Origin of the sequence: Actinomycetospora cinnamomea (assembly GCF_003096675.1) — a bacterium.
Lineage (GTDB): Bacteria > Actinomycetota > Actinomycetes > Mycobacteriales > Pseudonocardiaceae > Actinomycetospora > Actinomycetospora cinnamomea.
On record NZ_QEKW01000002.1, the window covers coordinates 178,162 to 198,937 of the forward strand.

At 75.4% G+C, this 20,776-nt stretch carries 18 protein-coding genes, 1 tRNA gene and 1 riboswitch; of the genes, 9 read left to right on the forward strand and 10 right to left on the reverse strand.

The window, feature by feature from the left end:
• Positions 1 to 14: 14 nt before the first annotated feature.
• The 4 genes from ispD (at position 15) to C8D89_RS05610 (ending at position 3,630) form a co-directional block, all read left to right on the forward strand.
• Positions 15 to 707: a 2-C-methyl-D-erythritol 4-phosphate cytidylyltransferase gene (gene ispD / locus C8D89_RS05595; protein ID WP_116707107.1), complete on the forward strand. Its 693-nt coding sequence runs from the start codon at positions 15 to 17 to the stop codon at positions 705 to 707.
• A complete protein-coding gene (ispF, locus tag C8D89_RS05600) occupies positions 704 to 1,174 on the forward strand; it encodes a 2-C-methyl-D-erythritol 2,4-cyclodiphosphate synthase (RefSeq protein WP_116707108.1) in 471 nt (156 codons plus the stop codon). The genes ispD and ispF overlap by 4 nt, the downstream gene beginning before the upstream one ends.
• Positions 1,175 to 1,240: 66 nt before the next feature.
• Positions 1,241 to 2,818, forward strand: a complete 1,578-nt coding sequence (locus C8D89_RS05605) for a hypothetical protein (RefSeq protein ID WP_116707109.1) — start codon at positions 1,241 to 1,243, stop codon at positions 2,816 to 2,818.
• On the forward strand, positions 2,815 to 3,630 hold the full coding sequence (locus tag C8D89_RS05610) for an ESX secretion-associated protein EspG (protein ID WP_116707110.1): 816 nt from the start codon (positions 2,815 to 2,817) through the stop codon (positions 3,628 to 3,630). Before C8D89_RS05605 ends, C8D89_RS05610 begins: the two co-directional genes overlap by 4 nt.
• 50 nt (positions 3,631 to 3,680) lie before the next feature.
• Here C8D89_RS05610 and C8D89_RS05615 read toward each other — a convergent pair whose 3' ends face one another.
• From C8D89_RS05615 to C8D89_RS05625, 3 genes are read right to left on the reverse strand one after another with little or no spacing between them, the layout of a single operon-like run.
• Entirely contained in the window at positions 3,681 to 4,607 is a 927-nt protein-coding gene (locus C8D89_RS05615; protein WP_207787076.1) for a vWA domain-containing protein, read from the reverse strand.
• Between the two features lie 59 nt (positions 4,608 to 4,666).
• Positions 4,667 to 5,689, reverse strand: a complete 1,023-nt coding sequence (locus C8D89_RS05620; protein WP_243417876.1) for an AAA family ATPase — start codon at positions 5,687 to 5,689, stop codon at positions 4,667 to 4,669.
• A gap of 14 nt (positions 5,690 to 5,703) precedes the next feature.
• Entirely contained in the window at positions 5,704 to 6,828 is a 1,125-nt protein-coding gene (locus C8D89_RS05625) for an NDMA-dependent alcohol dehydrogenase (RefSeq protein ID WP_207787077.1), read from the reverse strand.
• Between the two features lie 164 nt (positions 6,829 to 6,992).
• Here C8D89_RS05625 and cysS point away from each other — a divergent pair, with 164 nt between their 5' ends.
• The 3 genes from cysS (at position 6,993) to C8D89_RS05640 (ending at position 10,910) form a co-directional block, all read left to right on the forward strand.
• Positions 6,993 to 8,393: a cysteine--tRNA ligase gene (gene cysS / locus C8D89_RS05630; RefSeq protein WP_116707111.1), complete on the forward strand. Its 1,401-nt coding sequence runs from the start codon at positions 6,993 to 6,995 to the stop codon at positions 8,391 to 8,393.
• 3 nt (positions 8,394 to 8,396) lie between these two features.
• Complete coding sequence (rlmB, locus tag C8D89_RS05635) at positions 8,397 to 9,416, forward strand: 23S rRNA (guanosine(2251)-2'-O)-methyltransferase RlmB (RefSeq protein WP_116707112.1); 1,020 nt, start codon at positions 8,397 to 8,399, stop codon at positions 9,414 to 9,416.
• Between the two features lie 147 nt (positions 9,417 to 9,563).
• Entirely contained in the window at positions 9,564 to 10,910 is a 1,347-nt protein-coding gene (locus C8D89_RS05640) for a short-chain fatty acid transporter (RefSeq protein ID WP_116707113.1), read from the forward strand.
• A 40-nt stretch (positions 10,911 to 10,950) separates the two neighbouring features.
• On the opposite strand, the gene C8D89_RS05645 is transcribed toward C8D89_RS05640, so the two are convergent.
• The gene (locus C8D89_RS05645; RefSeq protein WP_243417877.1) at positions 10,951 to 12,555 is read right to left on the reverse strand and encodes an adenylate/guanylate cyclase domain-containing protein; all 1,605 of its coding nucleotides are present in this window, start codon (positions 12,553 to 12,555) and stop codon (positions 10,951 to 10,953) included.
• 175 nt (positions 12,556 to 12,730) lie between these two features.
• On the opposite strand from C8D89_RS05645, the gene C8D89_RS05650 reads away from it, so the two are divergent.
• The gene (locus C8D89_RS05650) at positions 12,731 to 13,822 is read left to right on the forward strand and encodes a LacI family DNA-binding transcriptional regulator (protein ID WP_243417878.1); all 1,092 of its coding nucleotides are present in this window, start codon (positions 12,731 to 12,733) and stop codon (positions 13,820 to 13,822) included.
• Positions 13,823 to 13,850: 28 nt separating this feature from the next.
• Here the strand turns inward: C8D89_RS05650 and C8D89_RS05655 are convergent, their stop codons facing one another.
• Both C8D89_RS05655 and C8D89_RS05660 read right to left on the reverse strand, forming a co-directional pair.
• Positions 13,851 to 15,308 (reverse strand): alpha,alpha-trehalose-phosphate synthase (UDP-forming), encoded by a 1,458-nt coding sequence (locus tag C8D89_RS05655; protein ID WP_116707115.1) that lies wholly within the window; start codon positions 15,306 to 15,308, stop codon positions 13,851 to 13,853.
• Complete coding sequence (locus C8D89_RS05660; protein ID WP_116707116.1) at positions 15,274 to 16,803, reverse strand: threonine/serine exporter family protein; 1,530 nt, start codon at positions 16,801 to 16,803, stop codon at positions 15,274 to 15,276. The genes C8D89_RS05655 and C8D89_RS05660 overlap by 35 nt, the downstream gene beginning before the upstream one ends.
• 149 nt (positions 16,804 to 16,952) lie before the next feature.
• Here C8D89_RS05660 and C8D89_RS05665 point away from each other — a divergent pair.
• A tRNA-Thr gene (locus tag C8D89_RS05665) sits at positions 16,953 to 17,028 on the forward strand.
• A gap of 143 nt (positions 17,029 to 17,171) precedes the next feature.
• Here C8D89_RS05665 and crcB (C8D89_RS05670) read toward each other — a convergent pair.
• From crcB (C8D89_RS05670) to C8D89_RS05685, 4 genes are all read right to left on the reverse strand, one after another.
• Complete coding sequence (gene crcB, locus C8D89_RS05670; RefSeq protein ID WP_116707117.1) at positions 17,172 to 17,552, reverse strand: fluoride efflux transporter CrcB; 381 nt, start codon at positions 17,550 to 17,552, stop codon at positions 17,172 to 17,174.
• Complete coding sequence (gene crcB, locus C8D89_RS05675) at positions 17,549 to 18,109, reverse strand: fluoride efflux transporter CrcB (RefSeq protein ID WP_341477304.1); 561 nt, start codon at positions 18,107 to 18,109, stop codon at positions 17,549 to 17,551. Before crcB (C8D89_RS05675) ends, crcB (C8D89_RS05670) begins: the two co-directional genes overlap by 4 nt.
• Positions 18,110 to 18,140: 31 nt before the next feature.
• Positions 18,141 to 18,683: a universal stress protein gene (locus C8D89_RS29060; RefSeq protein WP_165825568.1), complete on the reverse strand. Its 543-nt coding sequence runs from the start codon at positions 18,681 to 18,683 to the stop codon at positions 18,141 to 18,143.
• 246 nt (positions 18,684 to 18,929) lie between these two features.
• A riboswitch (Fluoride riboswitch) is annotated at positions 18,930 to 18,994 on the reverse strand.
• A gap of 74 nt (positions 18,995 to 19,068) precedes the next feature.
• Complete coding sequence (locus C8D89_RS05685) at positions 19,069 to 20,697, reverse strand: MFS transporter (RefSeq protein WP_116707119.1); 1,629 nt, start codon at positions 20,695 to 20,697, stop codon at positions 19,069 to 19,071.
• Between the last annotated feature and the right edge of the window lie 79 nt (positions 20,698 to 20,776).

The window sequence follows — 20,776 nt, forward strand, 5'->3', positions numbered from 1 at the left end:
GCCGCGGAGGCGCGGTGACCGTCGCCGCGATCGTCCCCGCCGCGGGACGTGGCGAGCGGCTCGGCCTGGGACGCCCGAAGGCCCTCGCCGTCGTGGGTGGACAGACGCTGGTGGCGCGCGCCGTCGACGGGCTGATCGAGGGCGGCGTGGACGTCGTCGTGGTGGCCGCGCCACCCGGTGACGAGGACGCGGTGCGCGAGGCGCTCGACCACCGGAGGGCGACGGTCGTGACGGGCGCGGACGACCGCGTCGGCTCGGTCGCGGCGGCACTGGACATGCTGCCCGCCACCACCGAGGTCGTGGTCGTGCACGACGCCGCGCGCTGCCTCTGCCCGCCGGCGGTGGTGCGCGCGGTGGTCGAGGCGGTGCGGTCGGGCCACCGGGCGGTGGTGCCGGCGACCGCCGTCGCCGACACCCTCAAGCGCACGGGCCCGGGCGGACAGGTCACGGCCACGGTCGACCGCAGCGGGCTCGCCGCCGTGCAGACCCCGCAGGGCTTCGCCGCGGCGACGCTCCGCGCGGCCCACGAGCAGGCCCGGGTCCGCCGCGGGGCCGGCGAGCCCGTCGCGGCGACCGACGACGCGGGGCTGGCCGAGGACATCGGCGTCACCGTCGTCACGGTCCCCGGCGATCCCCGGGCCTTCAAGGTGACGACCCCGCTCGACCTCGCCATGGCCGAGGCGCTCGTCACGGCGGGCCCGGCATGACCGGTCGGGTCGGCGTCGGCACCGACGTGCACCCCGTGCGACCCGGCGTGCCGTGCTGGGTCGCGGGGCTGCTGTGGGAGGGCGTCGACGGCTGCGCCGGGCATTCCGACGGCGACGTCGCCGCCCACGCGCTGTGCGATGCGGTGCTGTCGGCCGCGGGGCTCGGCGACGTCGGCGCGGTGTTCGGGACGGGGAGGCCGGAGTGGTTCGGTGCGTCCGGGGTGCGGTTGCTCACCGAGGTCCGCGCGCTCGTCGCGGTCGAGGGCTGGGCGCTGGGCAACGCGGCGGTCCAGGTGATCGGCAACGCGCCGAAGATCGGTCCCCGGCGGGCCGAGGCGCAGGCCGTGCTCTCCGAGGCGTTGGGGGGACCGGTGGCGGTATCGGGCACCACGTCCGACGGCCTGGGCCTCACCGGCCGCGGCGAGGGCCTCGCCGCCGTGGCGACGGCGATGATCGTCCCTGCCTGACTTTCCCCGAACCGGACCCGCGGCCGTGAGGGCCGACCTACCCTCCGCGTGAGGGGAGGTGGGCGGGTGTTCACGACCAACTGGTCCGCGTTCTCCCACCAGGCGATCCACGACGCGCTGCAGGGCGCGGGGGACGGGTTCCGCGAGGCCGGGACGGCCTGGCAGCGCCTCGCCGCCCGCATGGTCGCCGTCACCGACTCGGTCGAGCGCGCCAACGCCACCCTCGGCGCCACGTGGCAGGGCGACGCCGCCCTGGGAGCGCAGAAGGCCCTCCAGCCGCTCGGTCCGTGGGTCGACAACGCCCGGGGGCTGGCCGAGGTGGTCAACGGTGCCGGCGCGAACCAGGCGGACCGTCTCGCGACCGTCAGGAACGCGGTGCCGCCGCCCCGGTTCTCCTCCTGGCAGCAGGCCGGCGTCGAGGGTTTCCTCGACGGCTCGTCCCTCCTGGGCACGGTGCCGCCGATGGCCGGCGGAGCCCTGTCGGTGCCCCTCGGCGGCGCCGACGCCGTCTACCAGATGGCCCAGCAGCAGCGTGCGGAGACCGCGGCGCAGGAGGCGATGACCGCCTACCAGGACGCGAGCCGGCCCGAGATGACGACGCTGCCCCAGTTCGCCGGACCGGGCGGCAACCAGATCCAGCCGGTGCTCCCGCCCGGGGGCGACGGCGCCGGCCCGGTAGGTGGAGTCGGTGGCAGCGCCGGTGGCGGTGGCGTCGGTGGCGGTGGCGCCGTCTCGGGAGGCGGCGGAGCACCCGGTGGAGTCCAGGGTGGAGCGCAGGGCGGTGCGGGTGCGGCGGCGGGTGGAGCAGCGGTGCCGGGCGTCCTGCCGGCGGACGCCGGGGGCGGTGCTGGTGCGGCCGGTGCTGGTGCGGCCGGTGGTGGTGGTGCCGGTGGTGGTGCCGGCGGTGCCGGTGGTGGTGGCGGCGCGGGAGCCGGGGTGCCCGGGGCGGCCGGCGCGCCGGCGGGGCCCTCGTCGACGACCGCGGCGGGTACCGCCCCCGCGCCGGCCGCGCCCGGCCCGACCGGTGCCGGGGCGGGCGTTCCCGGCGCCGGTGGTGCGGGAGCCGTGCCCGGTGCCGGGGACGCGGGCGGCGCCGGAGCGGGGGCGATCCCGCCGGTGGGCTCGGTGCCGGGTGCGGGCCCGGTCGGCCGCGTCCCGCCGAGCACGACGGGGCCCACGACGGGGGCGACGACCGGCGCGACGGCAGGGCCCACCACGGGAGCGGGACGGGCGCCGTCGGCGCCGGGTGCGCCGGGCGGGGTCGGGGCCGATCGGCCGGCCGCCGGCGGCCGGGGGTCACGACTGCCCGGGGCCGCGCTCGGCGCCGGCGAGGGCGCGGCCGGTGGTGCTGCCGGGGGTGGCGCGGGTGGCCGGGCCGGCGCGGGCGGGCTCGGCGGAGGGGTCGGGGAGCCGGGCGCGCGGACCGGCATCGGCTCCGGTGCCGCCGCGGAGGTGGCCGCGGCCCGGGCGGCGGGCGCCGCGGCCGAGAGCCGGGGCGCGGTCCCGTTGATCCCGCCGCCCGGGATGGTCGGGCGCCAGGACGCCTACGGGCAGCACCGCCGGCCCGACTACCTCACCGAGGACGACCCCGACGCCATCGCGGGCAGGCTGCCCGCGACCGCGCCGCCGGTGATCGGGGAGTGACCGCGTCCACGGTGCTCGGCGGCCGTTTCGCCGGGGTCCGGCTCGACGTCGGCCAGTACCTCGCGCTCTGGCGTCACCTCGGGCTCGGCGAGCGGCCGGCGACGCTCCACGTCCACGACCACGGGGCCACCTACGCCGAGCGCGACGCCCTCGACGCCGCGGCGTGGCGGCGTCTCGGCTCGCAGGGGCTGCTCGACCACCGTGGGGCGCCCCATCCCGCCCTGGTGGACGCGCTCGCCGTGCTCGCCCGGCCGGTCCGTGAGGTGGACGTCGTCGTCCAGGTGCCCCGCACCCACCCGCGTGCGGCGCTCGCCGCGGCCCGCGGTGGGCTGGGGCTCGTGGCGCGCCGCGACGCCGGATTGCTGCTCGTCGAGCCCGCGGACCCGCACGACCTCGCCGGCTCCCTGCTCGCCCGCCTGCCCGACGCGCGCCCGGCGCCCGGCGTCCCCATGGCGCTGCCCGCCGACGCCCTGTTCGGACGCGGGTCGACCCTCGACGAGCGGTGCCGGCGGCTACGGCGGGCGGGGGTGCCGGCGCACCAGGTCGACCGGCTGCGGTCCCTCTGGGTCCGCACCCCCGACCGCGCGATGACCTTCGGGGTGTCCGCGCGGGACGCCGACGGGGTGGCGCGCCGCGCCGCCCGGACCGTCACGGTGCTCGACACCGCCGCCGGTCGCGTCGCGTGGGGCCTCGACGCGTCGGGACGGCGCGTGCTGGTCCACCCCCTGGACCGGGCCCGCCTGCGCCAGGAGCTGGCGGCGTTGCTCGAGGACCACGTCGGGGACGTCACCGGCAGCCGCGCAGGGGCGTAGGGGAATGCTTCCCTATCCGAAGCATCGTGGCCGGCTCGGCCCGGGAGACCTCAGCGCAGCACCGCCCGCACGGCCGCCGGAGCGTCCGAGGGCCGGTGCAGCGGCACCGACCGCCCGCCGCCGGCCGCGGCGAGGCGCGCGCAGGAGGTCCGGGCCTCCTCGTCGTCGACGGTCACCAGCGTGTGCACCCGCGCCGCGCCGGCGGCGCCGGCGACGGGCGCCGGGTCCGCGCCCTCGTTCCACGCCCCGTCGGTGAGCACGAGGACGTCGGCGTGCGGGACCCGCGCGGAGGCCGCCTGCGCGAGGGCGGTGCGCAGCCCCAGCGCGAGGTCGGTGGTCGAGCCGCCGCGCAGGTCGAGCAGCGCGTCGAGCACCGCGGAGGGCGGCGCGGGGGAGCACAGGTGGCGCAGCACGACCGCGCGGGACCAGAACGCGATCACCGCGAGCTCGTCGTCGCCGCGCAGGCCCGCCGCGAGCGCCCCGGCGGTCGTCACCGCCGTGGTCAGCGGCTTGCCGGCCACCGACCCCGATGCGTCCACGAGCAGCACGATCGCGCGCCCCGGCGACCGCCAGCCCCGCCAGCGCAGGTCCTCGGCCCGGATGGGGCGATGCGCGAGCGAGCGCTCGAGCGTGGCGTCGAGGTCCAGGTCGAGCCCCTCGCCGCCGACGGTCGCCAGCCGGCTCGACCCGCGCCGCCGGGTCTCCCCCGACCGGGCCGGCGGCACGAGCAGGCGCACGGCCAGGCGCCGGGCCTTCGCCCGCAGCGTCGGGTCGGTGGTGCGCGCGAGGTCGGCGAGCAGGTCGACCGCCGCGTCCGGGTCCTCGGCGTACGCGCCGGCCATCGCGGCCTCGTCGAGCACCCCGACCGTCGGTGTCACCTGCTCGAGGTCGTCGTGCCGCCGCTGCAGGTCGGCCCGCGTCTCGGTGCGGCGGGCCTGGTCGCGCAGCAGGTCGGCGACCCCGCGGGGATCGGACACCACGCGCGGCGGAGCCCCGGGCGACCGGCCCGGCTCCGGTGCGGGCGGGGAGCCGGGGCTCAGGCTTTTCCCGCGCCACCGTCCCCGGGCTGCTCGTCGACCGGGGCGGTCGCGGCCCACAGCTCGGCGACGACCTCCTCGACGGTGCGCGTCGATCCCTCGAGCAGCTGCACGCGTCCCGACAAGGCGGCGAGCGCGGCGTCGGTGCCCGTCGACTCGGCGCCCGCACCCAGGCGGGCGGACAGCTCGACCGCGCGCAGCTCGGCCAGCGACGCCGCGACGGCCACGAGGTCGAGCGCCCCGCGCACCGACGACCCCAGCCGCAGGTCGGGGTGCTCGCGCGTGGCCCGGGCGGCGCGGACGGCGCGCTCGACGAACCCGGCGTCCACCACGGCGTGGTCGCGCCGCACGATCGCGGTCTCCTCGTCAACGCTCTGGTGCGCGAACCCGACGCGGCACGAGCGGTCGTAGAGCGCGGGGGTGATGCGCCCGGTGCCGACCGCGTCGGAGGGGTTCATCGCCGCGACCAGCCGGAAGCTCGGCGCCGCGTCGACGATCCCGAGACGCGGCACGTGCAGGCGCCGCTCGGAGAGCACGCCGAGCAGCACGTTGAGCGTCTCCTCGGGGACCCGGTTGAGCTCCTCGACGTAGAGCAGGGCGCCCGAGGTCAGCGCGCGGACGAGCGGGCCGGGCACGAAGTTCTCGGGCCGGTAGTCCTCGGTGAGCACGCGGGAGGGGTCGTGGTGCCCGACGAGGCGTGCGGGTGAGAGCTCGGCGTTGCCCTCGACCAGCTCGAGGCCGACGCCGGCGCCCTCGGCGAGCGCGCGCAGCAGGGTGGTCTTGCCGGTGCCGGGCGGGCCCTCGAGCAGCACGCTGCGCCCGGCGGCGAGCGCCGCGGCGATGACCTCGGACTCGCGCACACGACCGACGACCCGCGCGCGGGCGGCGTCGATCATGTCGCGGACCGGGAGGGACCCGGCGGAGGGCAGACGGGGGGCGGCCCCGGCGTCCTGGTGCACGGAGCGCAGCGGAGCTGCGCCCTCGGGCCCTGTGGACACCGGGGCCGCGGAGCCGTACGTCACGGGGTGTCGATACCTCAGTCGAAGATCAGGACGCCACGGATGTTCTTGCCGGCGTGCATGTCCTCGTAGCCCTGGGCGACCTCGTCGAGCTTGTACTGCTTGGTGACGAGCTCGTCGAGCTTGAGGTGGCCGTGGTTGTAGAGGTCGAGCATCTTCGGGATGTCGGCGTGGGGGTTCGACGAACCGAACAGCGAGCCCTTCAGCTTCTTCTCGAACAGGGTCAGCTCGCCGATCGGGATCGGCACCCCGATCTCGGTGATGTCGCCGAGGCCGGTGACGACGACCGTGCCCTGCTTGCGGATGGACGCGAACGCCTCACCCACGTGCTCGGGCTTGGTGACGCCGATGGTCACGAGCGCGACGTCGGCGCCCTGGCCGTTCGTGAAGCCCTTGGCGATCTCGGTCGCCTCCTCCATCGACTCCACCGCGTGGGTGGCGCCGAGCTCGAGGGCCTTCTCGCGTTTGAACGCGACCGGGTCGACGGCGATGACGTTGGCCGCGCCCGCGTGGGCGGCGCCCTGCACGGCGTTGGCGCCGATGCCGCCGATGCCCTGGATGATCACGGTGTCGCCGGGGCGGACCTCGCCCGTGTTCACCGCGGTGCCCCAGCCGGTGCCCACCGAGCAGCCGAGCAGGCAGGCGACCTCGAGCTTGGTGTCGGGCGCGACCTTGACCGCCGAGTCGACCGCGACCGTCGTGTACTCGGAGAAGGTCGAGATGCCGCACATCTGGCCGACGTTGCTGCCGTCCTCGAGGTGCAGGCGGGTCGAGGGGTCGGTCCACCGGGTGCCCGCGAGGAGCCCGGCGCCGAGGTCGCAGAGGTTCGAGTGACCGGTGGCGCACCAGCGGCACTTGCCGCAGGCGGGCAGGAACGAGAAGACGACCTTGTCGCCCACCTCGAAGCCGGAGGTGTTCGGGCCGACCGACTCCACGATGCCGCCGCCCTCGTGGCCGCCGGCGAAGGGGTAGGTGCCGACCGGGATGTCACCGGTGGCGATGTGGTCGTCGGAGTGGCAGAGACCGGACGCGACCATCTTCACCCGGATCTCGTCCTGGCGCGGGTCGTCGACCTGGACCGTCGCCGTCTCGTACTTGCCGGGGGCCTGACGGACGAGGGACGTCCGGCACGTGATGGACAACGCTGACCACTCCTTGCGCTGCGAAACCGTCGAATGATGCGCGCGACTCTATGTGCCGCCTCACACCTTGGGAAGGGGGTTACCGAACGATCGATCGGTCGGGTCGTGGGCGCAGTCCCCATGGGTCGACGGGCGGGGATCCCGCGTTCCGTAGGATCCGGGCGGTGAGCCTGCACCTGTACGACACCGCACGACGCGAGCTGCGGGAGTTCCGCCCGCAGCGCGCCGGCACGGCGTCGATGTACGTGTGCGGGGCCACCGTCCAGGGCGTGCCGCACGTGGGGCACGTGCGCTCGGGGCTCGACTTCGACGTGCTGCGCCGCTGGCTCGCGCACTCCGGGTACGACGTGCTGCTGGTCCGCAACGTCACCGACATCGACGACAAGATCCTCGCCAAGGCCGAGGCCGCCGGCCGGCCGTGGTGGGAGTGGGCGGCGACGCACGAGCGCGCCTTCGCGCACGCCTACGACGCGCTGGGCTGCCTGCCGCCGTCGATCGAGCCGCGCGCGACCGGCCACGTCACCGAGATGATCGAGCTCATCGAGCGCCTCATCGAGCGCGGGCACGCCTACGCGGCCGGCGGCGACGTCTACTTCGCCGTCGGCACCTGGCCGTCGTACGGGGAGCTGTCCGGGCAGCGCCCCGACGAGATGGAGCAGGGCGAGGGTGCCGACCCGCGCGGCAAGCGCGACCCGCGCGACTTCACGCTGTGGAAGGCCGCCAAGCCCGGCGAGCCGGACTGGCCGACGCCCTGGGGCCGCGGCCGGCCGGGCTGGCACCTCGAGTGCTCGGCGATGGCGACGCGCTACCTCGGCCCGCGGTTCGACATCCACGGCGGCGGGCTCGACCTCGTCTTCCCGCACCACGAGAACGAGCTCGCGCAGTCGCGCGCGGCGGGCGACGGGTTCGCCGAGTACTGGCTGCACAACGCCTGGGTGACGATGTCCGGGGCGAAGATGTCGAAGTCGCTGGGCAACACGTTGACGATCCCGGCGGTGCTCGAGCGGGTGCGCCCGGTGGAGCTGCGCTACTACCTCGTCGCGCCGCACTACCGCTCGACGCTGGAGTACTCCGAGCACGCGCTGGCCGAGGCGGCCGCCGCGTACCGGCGCATCGAGGCGTTCGTGCACCGCGTGCACGACCGCGTCGGCGCCGTGGACCTGGGGCGCGTCAGCGACGCGTTCGGCGCGGCGATGGACGACGACGTCGCGACGCCCGCGGCGCTGGCCGAGGTGCACGAGACCGTGCGCGCCGGCAACGCCGCTCTCGACGCCGGCGACCGCGCGCAGGCCCTCGCGTCCGCGGGCGCGGTGCGGGCGATGACCGGGGTCCTCGGCCTGGACCCGTACACCTGGGGCGAGGGCGCGGGCGGCGGGGGCGCCGCGGACGCCGCGCGCCAGGCGCTGGCCGCGCTCGTCGGCTCGCTGCTCGAGCAGCGCCAGCGGGCGCGCGCCGAGCGCGACTTCGCCCGCGCGGACGCCCTGCGCGACGAGCTGACCGCCGCGGGCATCGCCGTCGAGGACACCGCCGACGGCCCCACCTGGACGCTCAAGGACGGTGCCTGATCCATGGCCGGCAACTCCCGGCGCCCCGGCGCGCGCCGCAAGCCCGGGACGAAGAAGGGCCCGACCAAGGGCTCCGGCGGCAAGAACAAGCGCAGCCTCGAGGGCAGGGGCCCGACCCCGCCCGCCGAGAAGCGTCCCAACCACAAGGCCTTCCGCAGCGACGGCGCGTCCTCGTCCTCCGCGCCCCGGCGCCCCGCGGGCGAGGACCGGGCGGCGCCGCGACGCACCGCGCCACGGCGTGAGGACCCCGACGGCCCGCAGACCGTGCTCGGGCGCAACCCCGTCGTCGAGAGCCTGCGCGCGCACAGCCCCGCCACCGCGCTCTACGTCGCGCAGAACATCGACGTCGACGACCGGGTCCGCGAGTCGATCCGCAGCGCCTCGGAGCGCGGCATCTCGGTGCTCGAGGTGCCGCGCGGCGACATCGACAAGATGGCCGATGGTGCCGTGCACCAGGGGCTCGCGCTGTCGGTGCCCGCGTTCGAGTACCTGCACCCCGACGACCTGCTCGAGGAGGCCCGGCAGCGCGCCCACCTCGCGCGCGTCGAGCCGCTGCTCGTGGCCCTGGACGGGGTGACCGACCCCCGCAACCTCGGCGCCGTGCTCCGCTCGGCCGCGGCGTTCGGCGCGCACGGGGTGCTGCTGCCCCTGCGCCGCTCGGTCGGCGTGACGCCGGTGGCCTGGCGGACCTCGGCCGGTGCCGCTGCGCGCATCCCGATCGGCCGCGCGACCAACCTCAGCCGCACCCTGTCGGCGTGGCTGGACGAGGGCCTGGTCGCGGTGGGGCTCGACGGCGAGGCGGGCACGGACATCGACCACCTCGACGACGTCGCCGGCCCCGACGCCGCCCGCGGGCCGCTGGTGGTGGTCGTGGGCTCGGAGGGCAAGGGCCTGTCGCGGCTGGTGCGCGAGACCTGCACGGCCTCGGTGTCGATCCCCATGGCCGACGACGTGGAGTCGCTCAACGCCTCCGTCGCCGCCGGCGTGGCCCTCGCCGAGGTGGCGCGGCGCCGGCGCGCGTAGCCGGTACCGCGCGCGGCGAACTCCTCCCGACCCCCTCCCGGGACACCGGCCCCGCTCGACGCGGGTGGCTTGGCCCGCCGCATCTTTGGGCATGAAGTCCGTTTGATCCTGTTTCTCGGCGGGGGGTCCGGTGGAAGGAGCTGCACTGTGCTGAGGGCCCTGTCCCGTCCCCTGGTCGCCGGCGTGGAGCGGTTCATGCCGGGGGCCTTCGTGTTCGCCGTCGTCCTGAGCGTCATCGTGGCCGTGCTGGCCCTGATCTTCGGCGACGTCGGCCCCGTCGAGCTGACCCTGGCCTGGGGCGACGGCCTGGCCGGTCTGCTGGACTTCATGACGCAGGTGGCCCTGGTGCTGCTGCTCGGCTACACCCTCGCCACCACCCGGCAGGTCAAGGCCGCCCTGGTCCGCGTCGCCGAGGTCCCCCGAAGCCCCCGGGCGGCCTACGTCTTCGTCGCCCTCATCGCGTCCCTGGCCTCGCTCATCAGCTTCGGGCTCGGCCTGGTGGTGGGCGGCGTCATCGCGCTCGAGGTCGGGCGGGCCGCCCGCCGTCGCGGCACCCCGCTGCACTACCCGCTGCTGGTCGCCAGCGCCTACTCGGGCTTCGTCGTCTGGCACATGGGCTACAGCGCCACCGGGCCGCTGGCCGCCGCCACGCCCGGCAGCTTCGTCGAGGAGGCGATCGGGCGGACCATCCCGATCACCGAGACGGTCTTCTCGCTCTGGAACCTGATCGCGATCGCGGTGACGGTCGCGGCGATCCTCGGCACCGTCGCGCTGCTGACCCCCAAGGGTGACGACCGGATCGTCGAGCTGCCCGACAGGATGGTCGAGGAGGAGGACGAGGACGCCGCGCCCGCCCCGCCGTCGACGCCGGCCGAGCGGCTGGAGGCCTCGCGGCTGATCACCCTGGTGCCCGCCGTCGCCCTGCTCGGCTACCTCGTCGTGTACTTCGTGCAGGAGGGCTTCGACCTCACCCTCGACATCGTGAACTGGAGCTTCCTCGCCGCGATCCTGCTGCTGGTGCGCGGCCCGCGGGAGCTCAGTGACCTCGTCGGCGGTGCGGTGCGCACCGTGGGCGAGGTGCTGCTCCAGTACCCGCTGTACGCCGGGATCATCGGCATGATGACCGCCTCCGGGCTGGCCGCCCAGCTCAGCGGGTTCTTCACGACCGTGGCCGGCCCGGGCACGCTCGGGGTGCTGGCCTTCCTGTCCGCCGGCCTGCTGAACATGTTCGTCCCCAGCGGAGGCGGTCAGTTCGCCGTGCAGGCACCGATCTTCCTGGACGCGGCCAACTCGATCGGCGTGGATCCCGCGGTGATCACGATGGCGATCGCCTACGGCGACCAGTGGACCAACCTGGTCCAGCCGTTCTGGGCGGTGCCGCTGCTGGCCGTGGCCGGGCTGGGCGTCCGCGACATCTTCGGCTTCACCGCCATCACCTTCCTCGTCAGCGGGCTCGTCTTCGGCGGGACGCTGCTCGTGCTGGGCGCGGGATGACCCCGCGCGGGCGGAGACCCCCGCCGGCGCGCCCGGTTGACTAACCGAGCGACGGTGCGCGCCGTCCGGCGTCCGCGGTCTCCTCCGGCTCCCCGCGCCCGGCGGACAGGGCGTGCTCGCGCGGCACGGCGATCTCGGTGTCGCCGTCCCGGCCCCGCAGGGTGCGGGCGTCGACGACGCGCCACTGCTCCGCCTCGTCGCCCGCGCGCTCCAGCGCCGCACCCGACGCGACCACACAGCCGTCGATCTCCTTGGCCACCTCGGTGAGCCGGGCCGCCTCGTTCACCGGGTCGCCGATCACCGTGTACTCGTAGCGCCGGGTGTCGCCGATGTTCCCGGCCACGGCCTCGCCCGCCGAGACGCCGATGCCCGCGCCGATCCCGTCGAGCTCGGCGGCGATCCGCCGGCCGAGCTCGCGGCCGGCGCGCAGGGCGCGGCCGGCGGCGTCGTCGAGCTCCGTCGGCGCCCCGAACACCGCGAGCGCGGCGTCGCCCTCGAACTTGTTGATCCACCCGTCGTGCTGCTCGACCACGTCGATCACCACGGCGAAGAACGCGTTCAGCATCCCGACGACCTCGGTCGGCGGGCGGCTCGCGGCCAGCTCCGTGGAGCCGACGAGGTCGACGAACAGCACCGCCACCTCGCGGACCTCGCCACCGAGCTCGACCTCGTTCTCCAGCGCGGTGCGCGCGACGTCCTCGCCGACGTGGCGGCCGAACAGGTCGCGGACCCGCTCGCGCTCGCGCAGCCCGCCGACCATCGTGTTGAAGCCCGCCTGCAGCAGGCCGAGCTCGGTGGTGTCGAACACCGGGACCGCGGCGTCGTAGTCGCCGTCCTCGACCCGCCGCTGCGCGCGGCGCACCGCGAGCACGGGCGCCGCGGTCGACGCGGCGGTCAGCACGGTGACGAGGAACCCGACGACGAGCGCGACGCCGCCGAGCACGACCACCACGAGCGCGAGCCGTTCGGTCGTGTAGCCGCCGAACACCATCGCCGCGGCCGCGGCGAGCACGACCCCGGCCAGCGGCACCGCGGTACCCAGCGCCCACGACCCGACGGCGCGCAGCGCGACGCCGGGCAGGACGCGGTCCTCGGGCGGCCTGTCGTTCAGCACCCGCGCGACCTCGCGGCGCAGCACCCGCTCCACGAGCCGGTAGGTGACCGCGACCGTCGCCAGCCCGCCGAGCGCCACCGTCACCCCGACCGAGGCACCCAGCCGCGGGCTCGCGAAGACGTTGAGCAGCACGAACAGCACCAGCGCCGCGAGCCAGAGCACCGTCTGCACGGTCGCGAGGCGCAGCGGGCCGCGCAGCACCACGCGCCGCACCCGCTTGCGGTGCCGGCGCACGGTCGTGGCGTCCGCGCCCGGCCCGGGAGCGGGCGGCACCCGCATCCGGACGTGCCCCCACAGCACGCCGACGAGCACCGCGCCGAGCAGGTAGGCCCCGAACGCGATCAGGTTGCGCACCAGCGCGCCGGGGTCGTCCTCGGTGAGCTCGCCGAGCGGCAGCACCCACGCGGCCACGACGAGCACCACGCCGGCGCCGACGATGTTGGGCAGCACGACGACCAGGCCGAGCGCGAGCCGCGTGACCAGTCGCAGGCCGCGGTCCTCGGGCGCCGCACCTCTGGACGCAGCGTTCACGCACGGACTGTAGCGGGGCGCTCGCCGTCCGCCGCGGACGCCTGCGCCGACGAGAACCGTGATGGCTGTCAAGGCGAGGTCGATATTCGCCCGAACAGGTCACACCACGGCGCACACGGCGCCCCGTCGGTCGCGTGGAGTGGCCCTAGATCGAGACAGTCGATACGTTCGGGCAGTGGGTGAGGCACTCGAGGGTCGTCGCGCGCGGCGTACCGCCACGCTGGCCTCGCTGGCGGCGGAGCTGGGCGTGTCGCGGACGACGGTGTCCAACGCCTACAACCGCCCTGACCAGCTCTCGCCGGCGCTGCGCCGCCGCGTGCTCGACACGGCGCGCCGACTCGGCTACCCCGGGCCCGACCCGGTCGCCCGGTCGCTGCGCACGCGCAAGGCGGGTGCGGTGGGCCTGCTGCTCACCGAGGCGCTCTCGTACGCCTTCCGCGACCCCGTGGCCGTGCAGTTCCTCGAGGGGCTAGCGCTGGCGTGCGAGGACAACGGCTCGGGCCTGCTCCTGGTCCCGGTGAGCCCGGAGGCCGACGACCCGGGGGCCGTGGCCCGGGCGGGCGTCGACGGCTTCGTCGTCTACTCCATGCCCGACGACGACGACAACTTCCACGCGGTGCTCGAGCGTCCCGTGCCCGTCGTGGTGTGCGACCAGCCGACGGCGGTGCCCGACGTCGACCGTGTGGGCATCGACGACCACGCCGCGATGGTGGACATGGCGCGCCACCTGGTCGGGCTCGGCCACCGCCACGTGGGCGTGCTGTGCATGCGCCTGTCCACCGACCGCAACGACGGTTTCGCGAGCATCGAGCGCCAGGAACGGGCCCGCTACGAGGTGCAGCGCCGGCGCCTCACCGGGCTGCGCGAGGGCTTCGCCGAGGCCGGGGTGGACTGGTCGGCGGTGCCGGTGGTCGAGCGCTACGACCACAGCGAGTCGGCCGGTGCGTCCGCCGCCGAGCAGCTGCTGGCCCGGCACCCCGACGTCACCGCCCTGGTGTGCACCTCGGACATCCTCGCCCTCGGCGCGCTGCGTCACGCCCGGCAGGCCGGGCTGGTGGTGCCCGACGACCTGACCGTCACCGGGTTCGACGGCGTCCCCGCGGCCGAGCGCGCGGAGCTGACGACGGTCCGCCAGCCGACCCTGGACAAGGGCCGCGCGGCGGGCGAGCTGCTGCTCGACCGGGGCGACCGCCAGCGCTCCCGCACGCTGCTGCTGCCCACCGAGCTCCTCGCCCGCGCCACCTCGGGGGTGGCTCGCGCCACGTGAGCAGTTCGGAGTGCTCCGGCACTCCGGACTACTCAGGTGCGCGCAGCGCACCCAGCGCCGCCAGGAACCCGGAGGCCCAGCGCTCGACGTCTCGGTGGAGCACCTGCTCACGCATCGCGCCCATCCGCCGGCGGGCCTCCTCCGTCCCCAGCCCGGCGGCCTCGACGATGGCGTCCTCCACGGCGTCGAGGTCGTGCGGGTTGACGAGGAACGCGCCCTCGGCGAGCTCGTCGGCGGCGCCGGTGAACTCGCTGAGCACGAGCGCACCGTCGCCGTCGGCCCGGGAGGCCACGTACTCCTTGGCCACGAGGTTCATGCCGTCGCGGTAGGGCGTGACGAGCATGACGTCGGCGGCCCGGTAGAAGGCGACCAGCTCGTCGCGGGGCACGGGCTGGTGCACGTAGTGGATCACCGGGTTGCCGACCGACGCGTACTCGCCGTTGACCCGCCCGACGGTCAGCTCGATCTCGTCGCGCATCTCCGCGTAGTGCTCGACGCGCTCCCGGCTGGGTGTCGCGACCTGGATGAGCACGGTCTCCGCGGGGTCGAGGCGGCCGTCGCCGAGGATCTCCGCGAACGCCTGCAGGCGCACGTCGATGCCCTTGGTGTAGTCGAGGCGGTCGACCCCCAGCAGCACCGTGCGCGGGTCGCCCAGCCGGTGGCGCAGCTCGGTCGCCCGCTCGGCGGTGGCGTCCTCGCGGGCCATGGCGTCGAGCTCGCCGGAGTCCACCGAGATCGGGTGGGCGCCGACGGTGACCGTGCGCCCGTCCGGCGCCGTGACGTGCCCCGAGGACCCGTTCGTGGTGATCGTGGCGTCGTCCGCGGTCGCGTCGGTGAGGCGGGCGGCCACGCTGCGGAAGTTCTCGGCGCTGCCGACCGTCTGGAAGCCGACGACGTCGGCCCCGAGCAGGCCCTCGACGACGAGGCGCCGCCACGGCAGCTGGGCGAAGAGCTCCACGGGCGGGAACGGGATGTGCAGGAAGAAGCCGATCCGCAGGTCCGGGCGCCGCTCGCGCAGCATCTGCGGCACGAGCTGGAGCTGGTAGTCCTGCACCCACACCGTCGCGTCCTGCGCCGCGACCTCGGCCGTGGCGTCGGCGAAGCGCTCGTTCACCCGCCGATAGACCTCCCACCACGAGCGCTCGAAGTGCGGCCGGGCCACGACGTCGTGGTAGAGCGGCCAGAGGGTCGCGTTGGCGAAGCCCTCGTAGTAGGCCGCGAGCTCGTCGGCGGTGATCGGCACGGGACGGATGCCCATGCCCTCGTCGTCGAACGGCTCGGGCTCCGCGTCGGCGACGCCGGGCCAGCCGACCCACGTGCCGCCGCGGGCGCGCAGCGTCGGTTCGAGGGCGGTCACCAGCCCTCCGGGGCTGCGACGCCACTCCGGCTGCCCCCCGTCCGTGTCCGACGGGACGAGGTCGACGGGCAGCCGGTTGGCCACCACGACCAGCTCAGAAGACCCGCGGGCGTCCTCGGCGTGCGTCACGTGCTCTGTCCTCCGCGCTGAGTCCGGGGATGCAGCGGCGGGCGAGCCGCTGCAGGGGCCAGCCGATCTGCTCGCCGAAGGACACCCCGGCCGCGAGCGCGAGACCGAAGGCCAGGGCGAGAAGGATCGTCACCGCACTCTGCCCGACGCTGTTGTACGCGAGCTGGGAGAACCCGCGGTACATCGTCAGGCCGGGGAGCAGCGGCGTGATCCCGGCGATCACCAGCACCAGCGGGGGTGTACCCAGCGAGCGGGGCAGGATCATCGCGACCAGCCCGAGCGCCCCGGCCGCGAGGGCGGCGGCGACGACGTCGCCCGCGCCGAGCACCGTGAACAGCGCGTACGTACCCCAGGCCGTGGCCCCGGCGATCGCCGCGAGCGGCAGCGAGCGCCACGGCGCGTACGCCGACAGCGCGAACAGCAGCCCGGCGGCCGCCGCCGCGACGAGCGAGAGCGGGTGCAGCGTCGGCGTCGGGCTGGGCGGGACGACGGCCGCGAAGGCCATCGCGTCGGTGCCCAGCACCCCGTTGACGAGCTTGATGCTCACGACGACCCCGACCAGCAGACCGACCGAGGCCAGCACGACCTCGACCGCGCGGCCCGCCGCCGTGAGCGGGAAGCCCGAGATCGCGTCCTGCACGAGGCCCACGAGCGAGAGGCCCGAGAGCAGCACGACCAGGCCCGCGGCGATGACGAAGGCGGGCGAGTCCTCGAGCACCCCGGACCAGGCCAGCGAGGTGGCGCTGAGCGTGACGACCGCGGCGCCCACCATCTGCTGGAAGAACATCGGCACCCCGCGCCGGCCGAGCCATCGCGCGGTGCCCCACACGACGCCGGTCGCCGCCGTCGCCAGGACGGCGACCAGCAGGCCGCCGCCGATGAGAAACGCGACGGCGCCCGCGAACAGCGAGCGGGCGAGCCCGGCCACGAACCGCGGGTAGGGGTGCGGGGCGCGCACCGCGTTGCCGAGGCGCGTGCTCGCCTCCTCGACCGGCATCGGCTCCTCGCGGTCGACGATCGCGGTGATGATGTCGTCGACCTCGGTCAGCCGCGTGTAGTCCTGGGTCCGGTAGCGGACGTTGCGCATGGTCGTCACCGGGCCGGCCTCGTTGCCGCGGTGGCAGCACATGGTGATCGTCGAGAACGCGATGTCGACGTCGCAGGTCGGCAGACCGTAACTGCTCGCGATCGCGAGCATCGTGTCGTGCGCGACCGCCGCCCCGGCACCGGTGGCGAGCTGGACCTCGCCGACGCGCAGCGCGAGGTCGAGGACGCGCAGCACGAGCGCGTCCTCGGCGACCTGGGGGCCGGGCACCGCGGGCAGCAGGTTGTCGCGGACGGTCGGCGCGTCGATCGCGCGCCGCAGATCGGGTGTGACGGGGAACTGTCGACGGAGCGAGCCACGTGCTCGCTGGGCCACCCCCACGGGCGGTTCTTCCTCTCCCTGCGCGTCGGCGTGCTCGTCTCGGGGACGGGGCACACCGCGGAACTTCATCCAGCACCTGCCCAGACGTGTGGGAGCCGATCACGGTTGCCGGGCGCGGTCGTGCCGTGGCCCACCCCGGCGGCGGTCGGCCCCGCCCTGAGCCGACCGACCCCGCCGGGCTCCGCGGCAGCGCGCGACCCTCGTACGATGGCCCCCACGCCGGCGTAGCTCAATCGGCAGAGCACTCGCCTTGTAAGCGAAAGGTTCGGGGTTCGATTCCCCGCGCCGGCTCCACGTCCGACCAGGCACAACGCTGCCCGGGACGGGTTCTGTTCCTGCCGCGTGTCGCAGCGGTCGACCTCGACGCTCGGTCCTCCGAGGGGCGGCTGAGGTCGAGCTGTGGTCGACCTCTGGCCCGAGTGGCCCCTCGCGGGAGGTCAGCCGGCGCCTCCCGCGACGGCGAATCCGAGGCCCGCGGAGCCGAGGCCGGCGAGCACCGAGGCCACGACGTTGAGGCTCGCCTGGGTCCAGGCCCGGTTCTCGGCGAGCCGGACGGTCTCGTAGCCGAGGGTCGACCAGGTGGAGAGTGCCCCGCAGAACCCGGTGCCGACCAGGACGGCGACGGCGGGCGGGACGGTGCCCCCGGCGCCTGAGCCGATGATCACGCCGAGCACGAAGGACGCGACGATGTTCACCGTGAAGGTGCCCCAGGGGAAACCGGTGCCGTGGGTGGACTGGAGCCATCGGTCGGTCAGGTAGCGGGCCGGGGCCCCGACGGCGGCGCCGAGGATCACCAGGAGGCCGGTGGTCGTGGTCATGGTCGAGTCCTCCGCGGGCGGGTGAGGCCGGCGAGTCGGCGGGTCGTCGCGAGCCCGAGGAGCACGGCGAGGAGGGCCGCGAGGACGGTGGCGACGAGGTAGAGAGCGGCGACGCCCAGGTGGCGGCCGGTGAGCAGCTGGTGTGCTTCGACGGCATAGCTGGAGAAGGTGGTGAAGCCGCCGAGCACCCCGACTCCGAGGAACGGCCGCAGGATCGGGTGCGCTTCACGGGCCTCGGTGACCAGGACGACGAGGACCCCCATCAGGAGGCAACCGGCGACGTTGATCGCGAACGTGGCGGTGGGGAACCCTCCGGGCGCGGCCGGGAGGAGCGATTGGACGACCCAGCGCGCGAGTCCCCCGACCGCTCCACCGATCGCGACCGCCGCCGTGAGCGCCCCCTGACGGCGCGCGAGCGGCACCCTCCGGCGCCGGCCCGCGGCCGGGTCGTGAGTGAGTGCGCCGTCCTCGTCGAGCCGACCCCTGGCCGCGGGATCGGGCTGGTGCTCGCCTTGTCGGCCGGTCGTCGCCGGGGTGAGGTCGTGGTTCTCGGGCAAGGGACCTCCGTGGGCGGTCGGTGCGACCCGGTCAGGACTCGTCGGCCGCGTGCGGCGGGATCACCAGCACCGGCCGGTGGCTGCGCGCGATCAGTCCGTGGGACACCGACGGCCGCGTGCCGAGCAGGCGGCTGATCACGCCGCCGGCGCTCTCCCCGCGGCTGCCGACGACGAACATCAGGGCGTCGTAGCTGTCGGCGACCTGGCGCAGCAGGGCGACCGGGTCACCGTGGGCGGCGTGGTAGGTCCACGAACCCGACAGATCGGCCAGCGCGGACTCCACGTCGTGGTGCTCGGCGGCGAGGGTCTTCTGTGCCTGCTGTTCCCAGTCCGGGGAGTCGGGGTCGATCGGGTAGTCGGACAGGTCGACCACGTGCACCACGTGAAGTGCCGCCCCGAGCCGCATGGCGAGGTCGGCCCCGTGGCGCAGCACCGCCTGGCCGTGGGGGTCGGCCCGGTAGCCCAGCACCACGTGGGTGGTCGGCTCCGCCCTCGAACGAGGCCCCTCGGTCCGCAACTCGGGGCCGGGCACCTGGGCGTCGTGCCCCTCCTCGGGAGGCTCCGCACGGGTCATTCGTCGCTCCTTCCTGCAGATGTCGGACCACCGCGGGCCCGACCACGGACGGAGGGCCCGTGGTCGGCCGTGGGCGGCTCGGGCGGGGACGGGAATCTGCTGGTCGCACACGCCCGACACCTCGTGGGCGGCGGCGCGGTCGTCCAGACCGAGAAGCCGGCGCGAGCGGGCCACGCCGGTGGCCACGACACGAGCCGACCGACGCGGAAGGGGAGATGTGCGCATGCGGCCTCCTGCCCGGTCGGAACCGAAACAGGGACCGTCAGCAGGAGGACCTGCGGTTGAAGGCGAGTCCCATCGCCTGTGGCACAGAAGGTAGACCCTGACCGCCCCATCACAAGGGCCGAACAGGTGAAGGCTCGAGCGGGTCGTTCCTCTCGCGCGCTCAGACGTCGCCGCGGTGGCGACGGTGACGGCCGGAAATGGTCGCACCCCCATGGTCCGGGGAGCGGCCGCCCGCGCCGGGGCGCGGGGTCGATGCTCCGTCGGTGCCTCCGCCGGCCGCGACCTCGGCCGGGCGGTGAGGTCCGGGCGGGAGGGTGTGGATCGTGGACGCGGCCGCGGCGGCGAGGTCGGCCACGCCGGGACGCCGGGTGCGGCGGGCGACGAGCCAGCCCAGCAGGATGCCGCACGCGGAGAAGACGGCGAGCACCAGACACGCACGACCGAACCCCGCGGCCAGGGCCTCGGCGCCGGCCTGGCCCGCGTCGACCTTCGTCATGGCCACCCGGGCCACGATGCCGGCGACGACCGCGGTCATCACCGCGCCACCGACGTAGCGGGCCATGTTCGAGATCCCGGACGCGGAGCCGACCTGGTTGGCGGGCACGCACGCGGTGGAGACCGAGGAGGCCGGGCCGTTGGAGAGCGCGAGCCCGGCGGCGACGCCCAGCAGCGGGACCAGGAAGGCGACATAGCCCCACCCGGGCCGCACGGCGGCCAGTACCGCGAACGACGCGGTGAGCAGCACGAACCCGGTCATCACGACCACCCGGGCCGTGAACTTGTGGGCCAGGGGACTCACGAGCGGGGCGACGACCACCACCGCGGCGGCCACCGGCAGCGTCGCGAGGCCGGCCTCGAGGCTGGTCATGCCGAAGGCCAGCGGGTTCTGGAAGTACAGGCTGATCAGGAAGCTGATCGCGGCGATCGCCCCGGCCCCGATGAGGATCGCCAGGGTCGACCCGACGAGCAGGACGTTGCGCAGCAGCGACAGATCGATCAGCGGGGCGCTCACCCGCCGCTCGACGGCGACGAACCCCACCGCCGCCAGCACGCTGATCACGAGACAGGTCAGCGTCGGGAGCGACAGCCAGCCCCACGACGAACCCTCGGTCATCGCGAACACGAACGGCACGAGGATGGCGGCGACGAGGGCGGTGCCGGCCCAGTCGATGCGCCGCGATCGTCCCGGGTCCGACGACTCGGCGACGGTGGCCCAGGTCAGCGGGACGCAGGCGGCCGCCACCACGGCGTTGAGCCAGAACAGGCCCTGCCAGCCCGAGAGCTCGTTGAGCACACCCCCGATCACCGGGCCGGCCGCCGCCCCGACCGCGGACGCGCCGCCCCACAGCGACACGCCCCACATCTGGCCCTGACCCGAGGACGCCACCGAGAGCAGCCCGAGCCCGCAGGCCAGGATCGTCGCGCCGGCGGCGCCCGCGATCACCCGTCCGACCACGACGACGGCGCCGCTCGGGGCGAGGGCGATGAGCACGGAGGTGGCGACGAACAGCAGCAGGCCGGCGACGAAGATCCGGCGTCGCCCGAAGACGTCGCCGAGGGCGCCCGTCGTGACGATCGTGGCCGCGCCGACCAGGAGGTAGCCCGTCACCGCCCACTGCAGGAGATCGATCGGCGCGCCGAGGTCGGTGCTGATCGACGGGATGAGGATGCTGACCGCCGAGGTGTTCGCGTTGACCACCAGGGTGGAGATGCAGGCCGCGAGGAGCACCCCGAGGCCGGGGCGCACCCCGGGGTCGTCGGCGGTGGTCGGGACGGGGGCGCCGGTCATGGGTGTCGAGCCTTGCGGTCGTGCGTCGGGGGACGGCGCGGTCGAAGGTCCCGTGTCCTGCGCCACAGGTCCCGAGGTC

What these genes read in the sequence shown, in the direction of transcription:
- ispF (WP_116707108.1), top strand. Translation starts at nt 704, where the DNA reads ATGACCGGTCGGGTCGGCGTCGGCACCGACGTGCACCCCGTGCGACCC.
- rlmB (WP_116707112.1), top strand. Translation starts at nt 8,397, where the DNA reads ATGGCCGGCAACTCCCGGCGCCCCGGCGCGCGCCGCAAGCCCGGGACG.
- C8D89_RS05660 (WP_116707116.1), bottom strand. Translation starts at nt 16,803, where the DNA reads ATGAAGTTCCGCGGTGTGCCCCGTCCCCGAGACGAGCACGCCGACGCG.
- crcB (WP_116707117.1), bottom strand. Translation starts at nt 17,552, where the DNA reads ATGACCACGACCACCGGCCTCCTGGTGATCCTCGGCGCCGCCGTCGGG.
- C8D89_RS29060 (WP_165825568.1), bottom strand. Translation starts at nt 18,683, where the DNA reads ATGACCCGTGCGGAGCCTCCCGAGGAGGGGCACGACGCCCAGGTGCCC.
- C8D89_RS05685 (WP_116707119.1), bottom strand. Translation starts at nt 20,697, where the DNA reads ATGACCGGCGCCCCCGTCCCGACCACCGCCGACGACCCCGGGGTGCGC.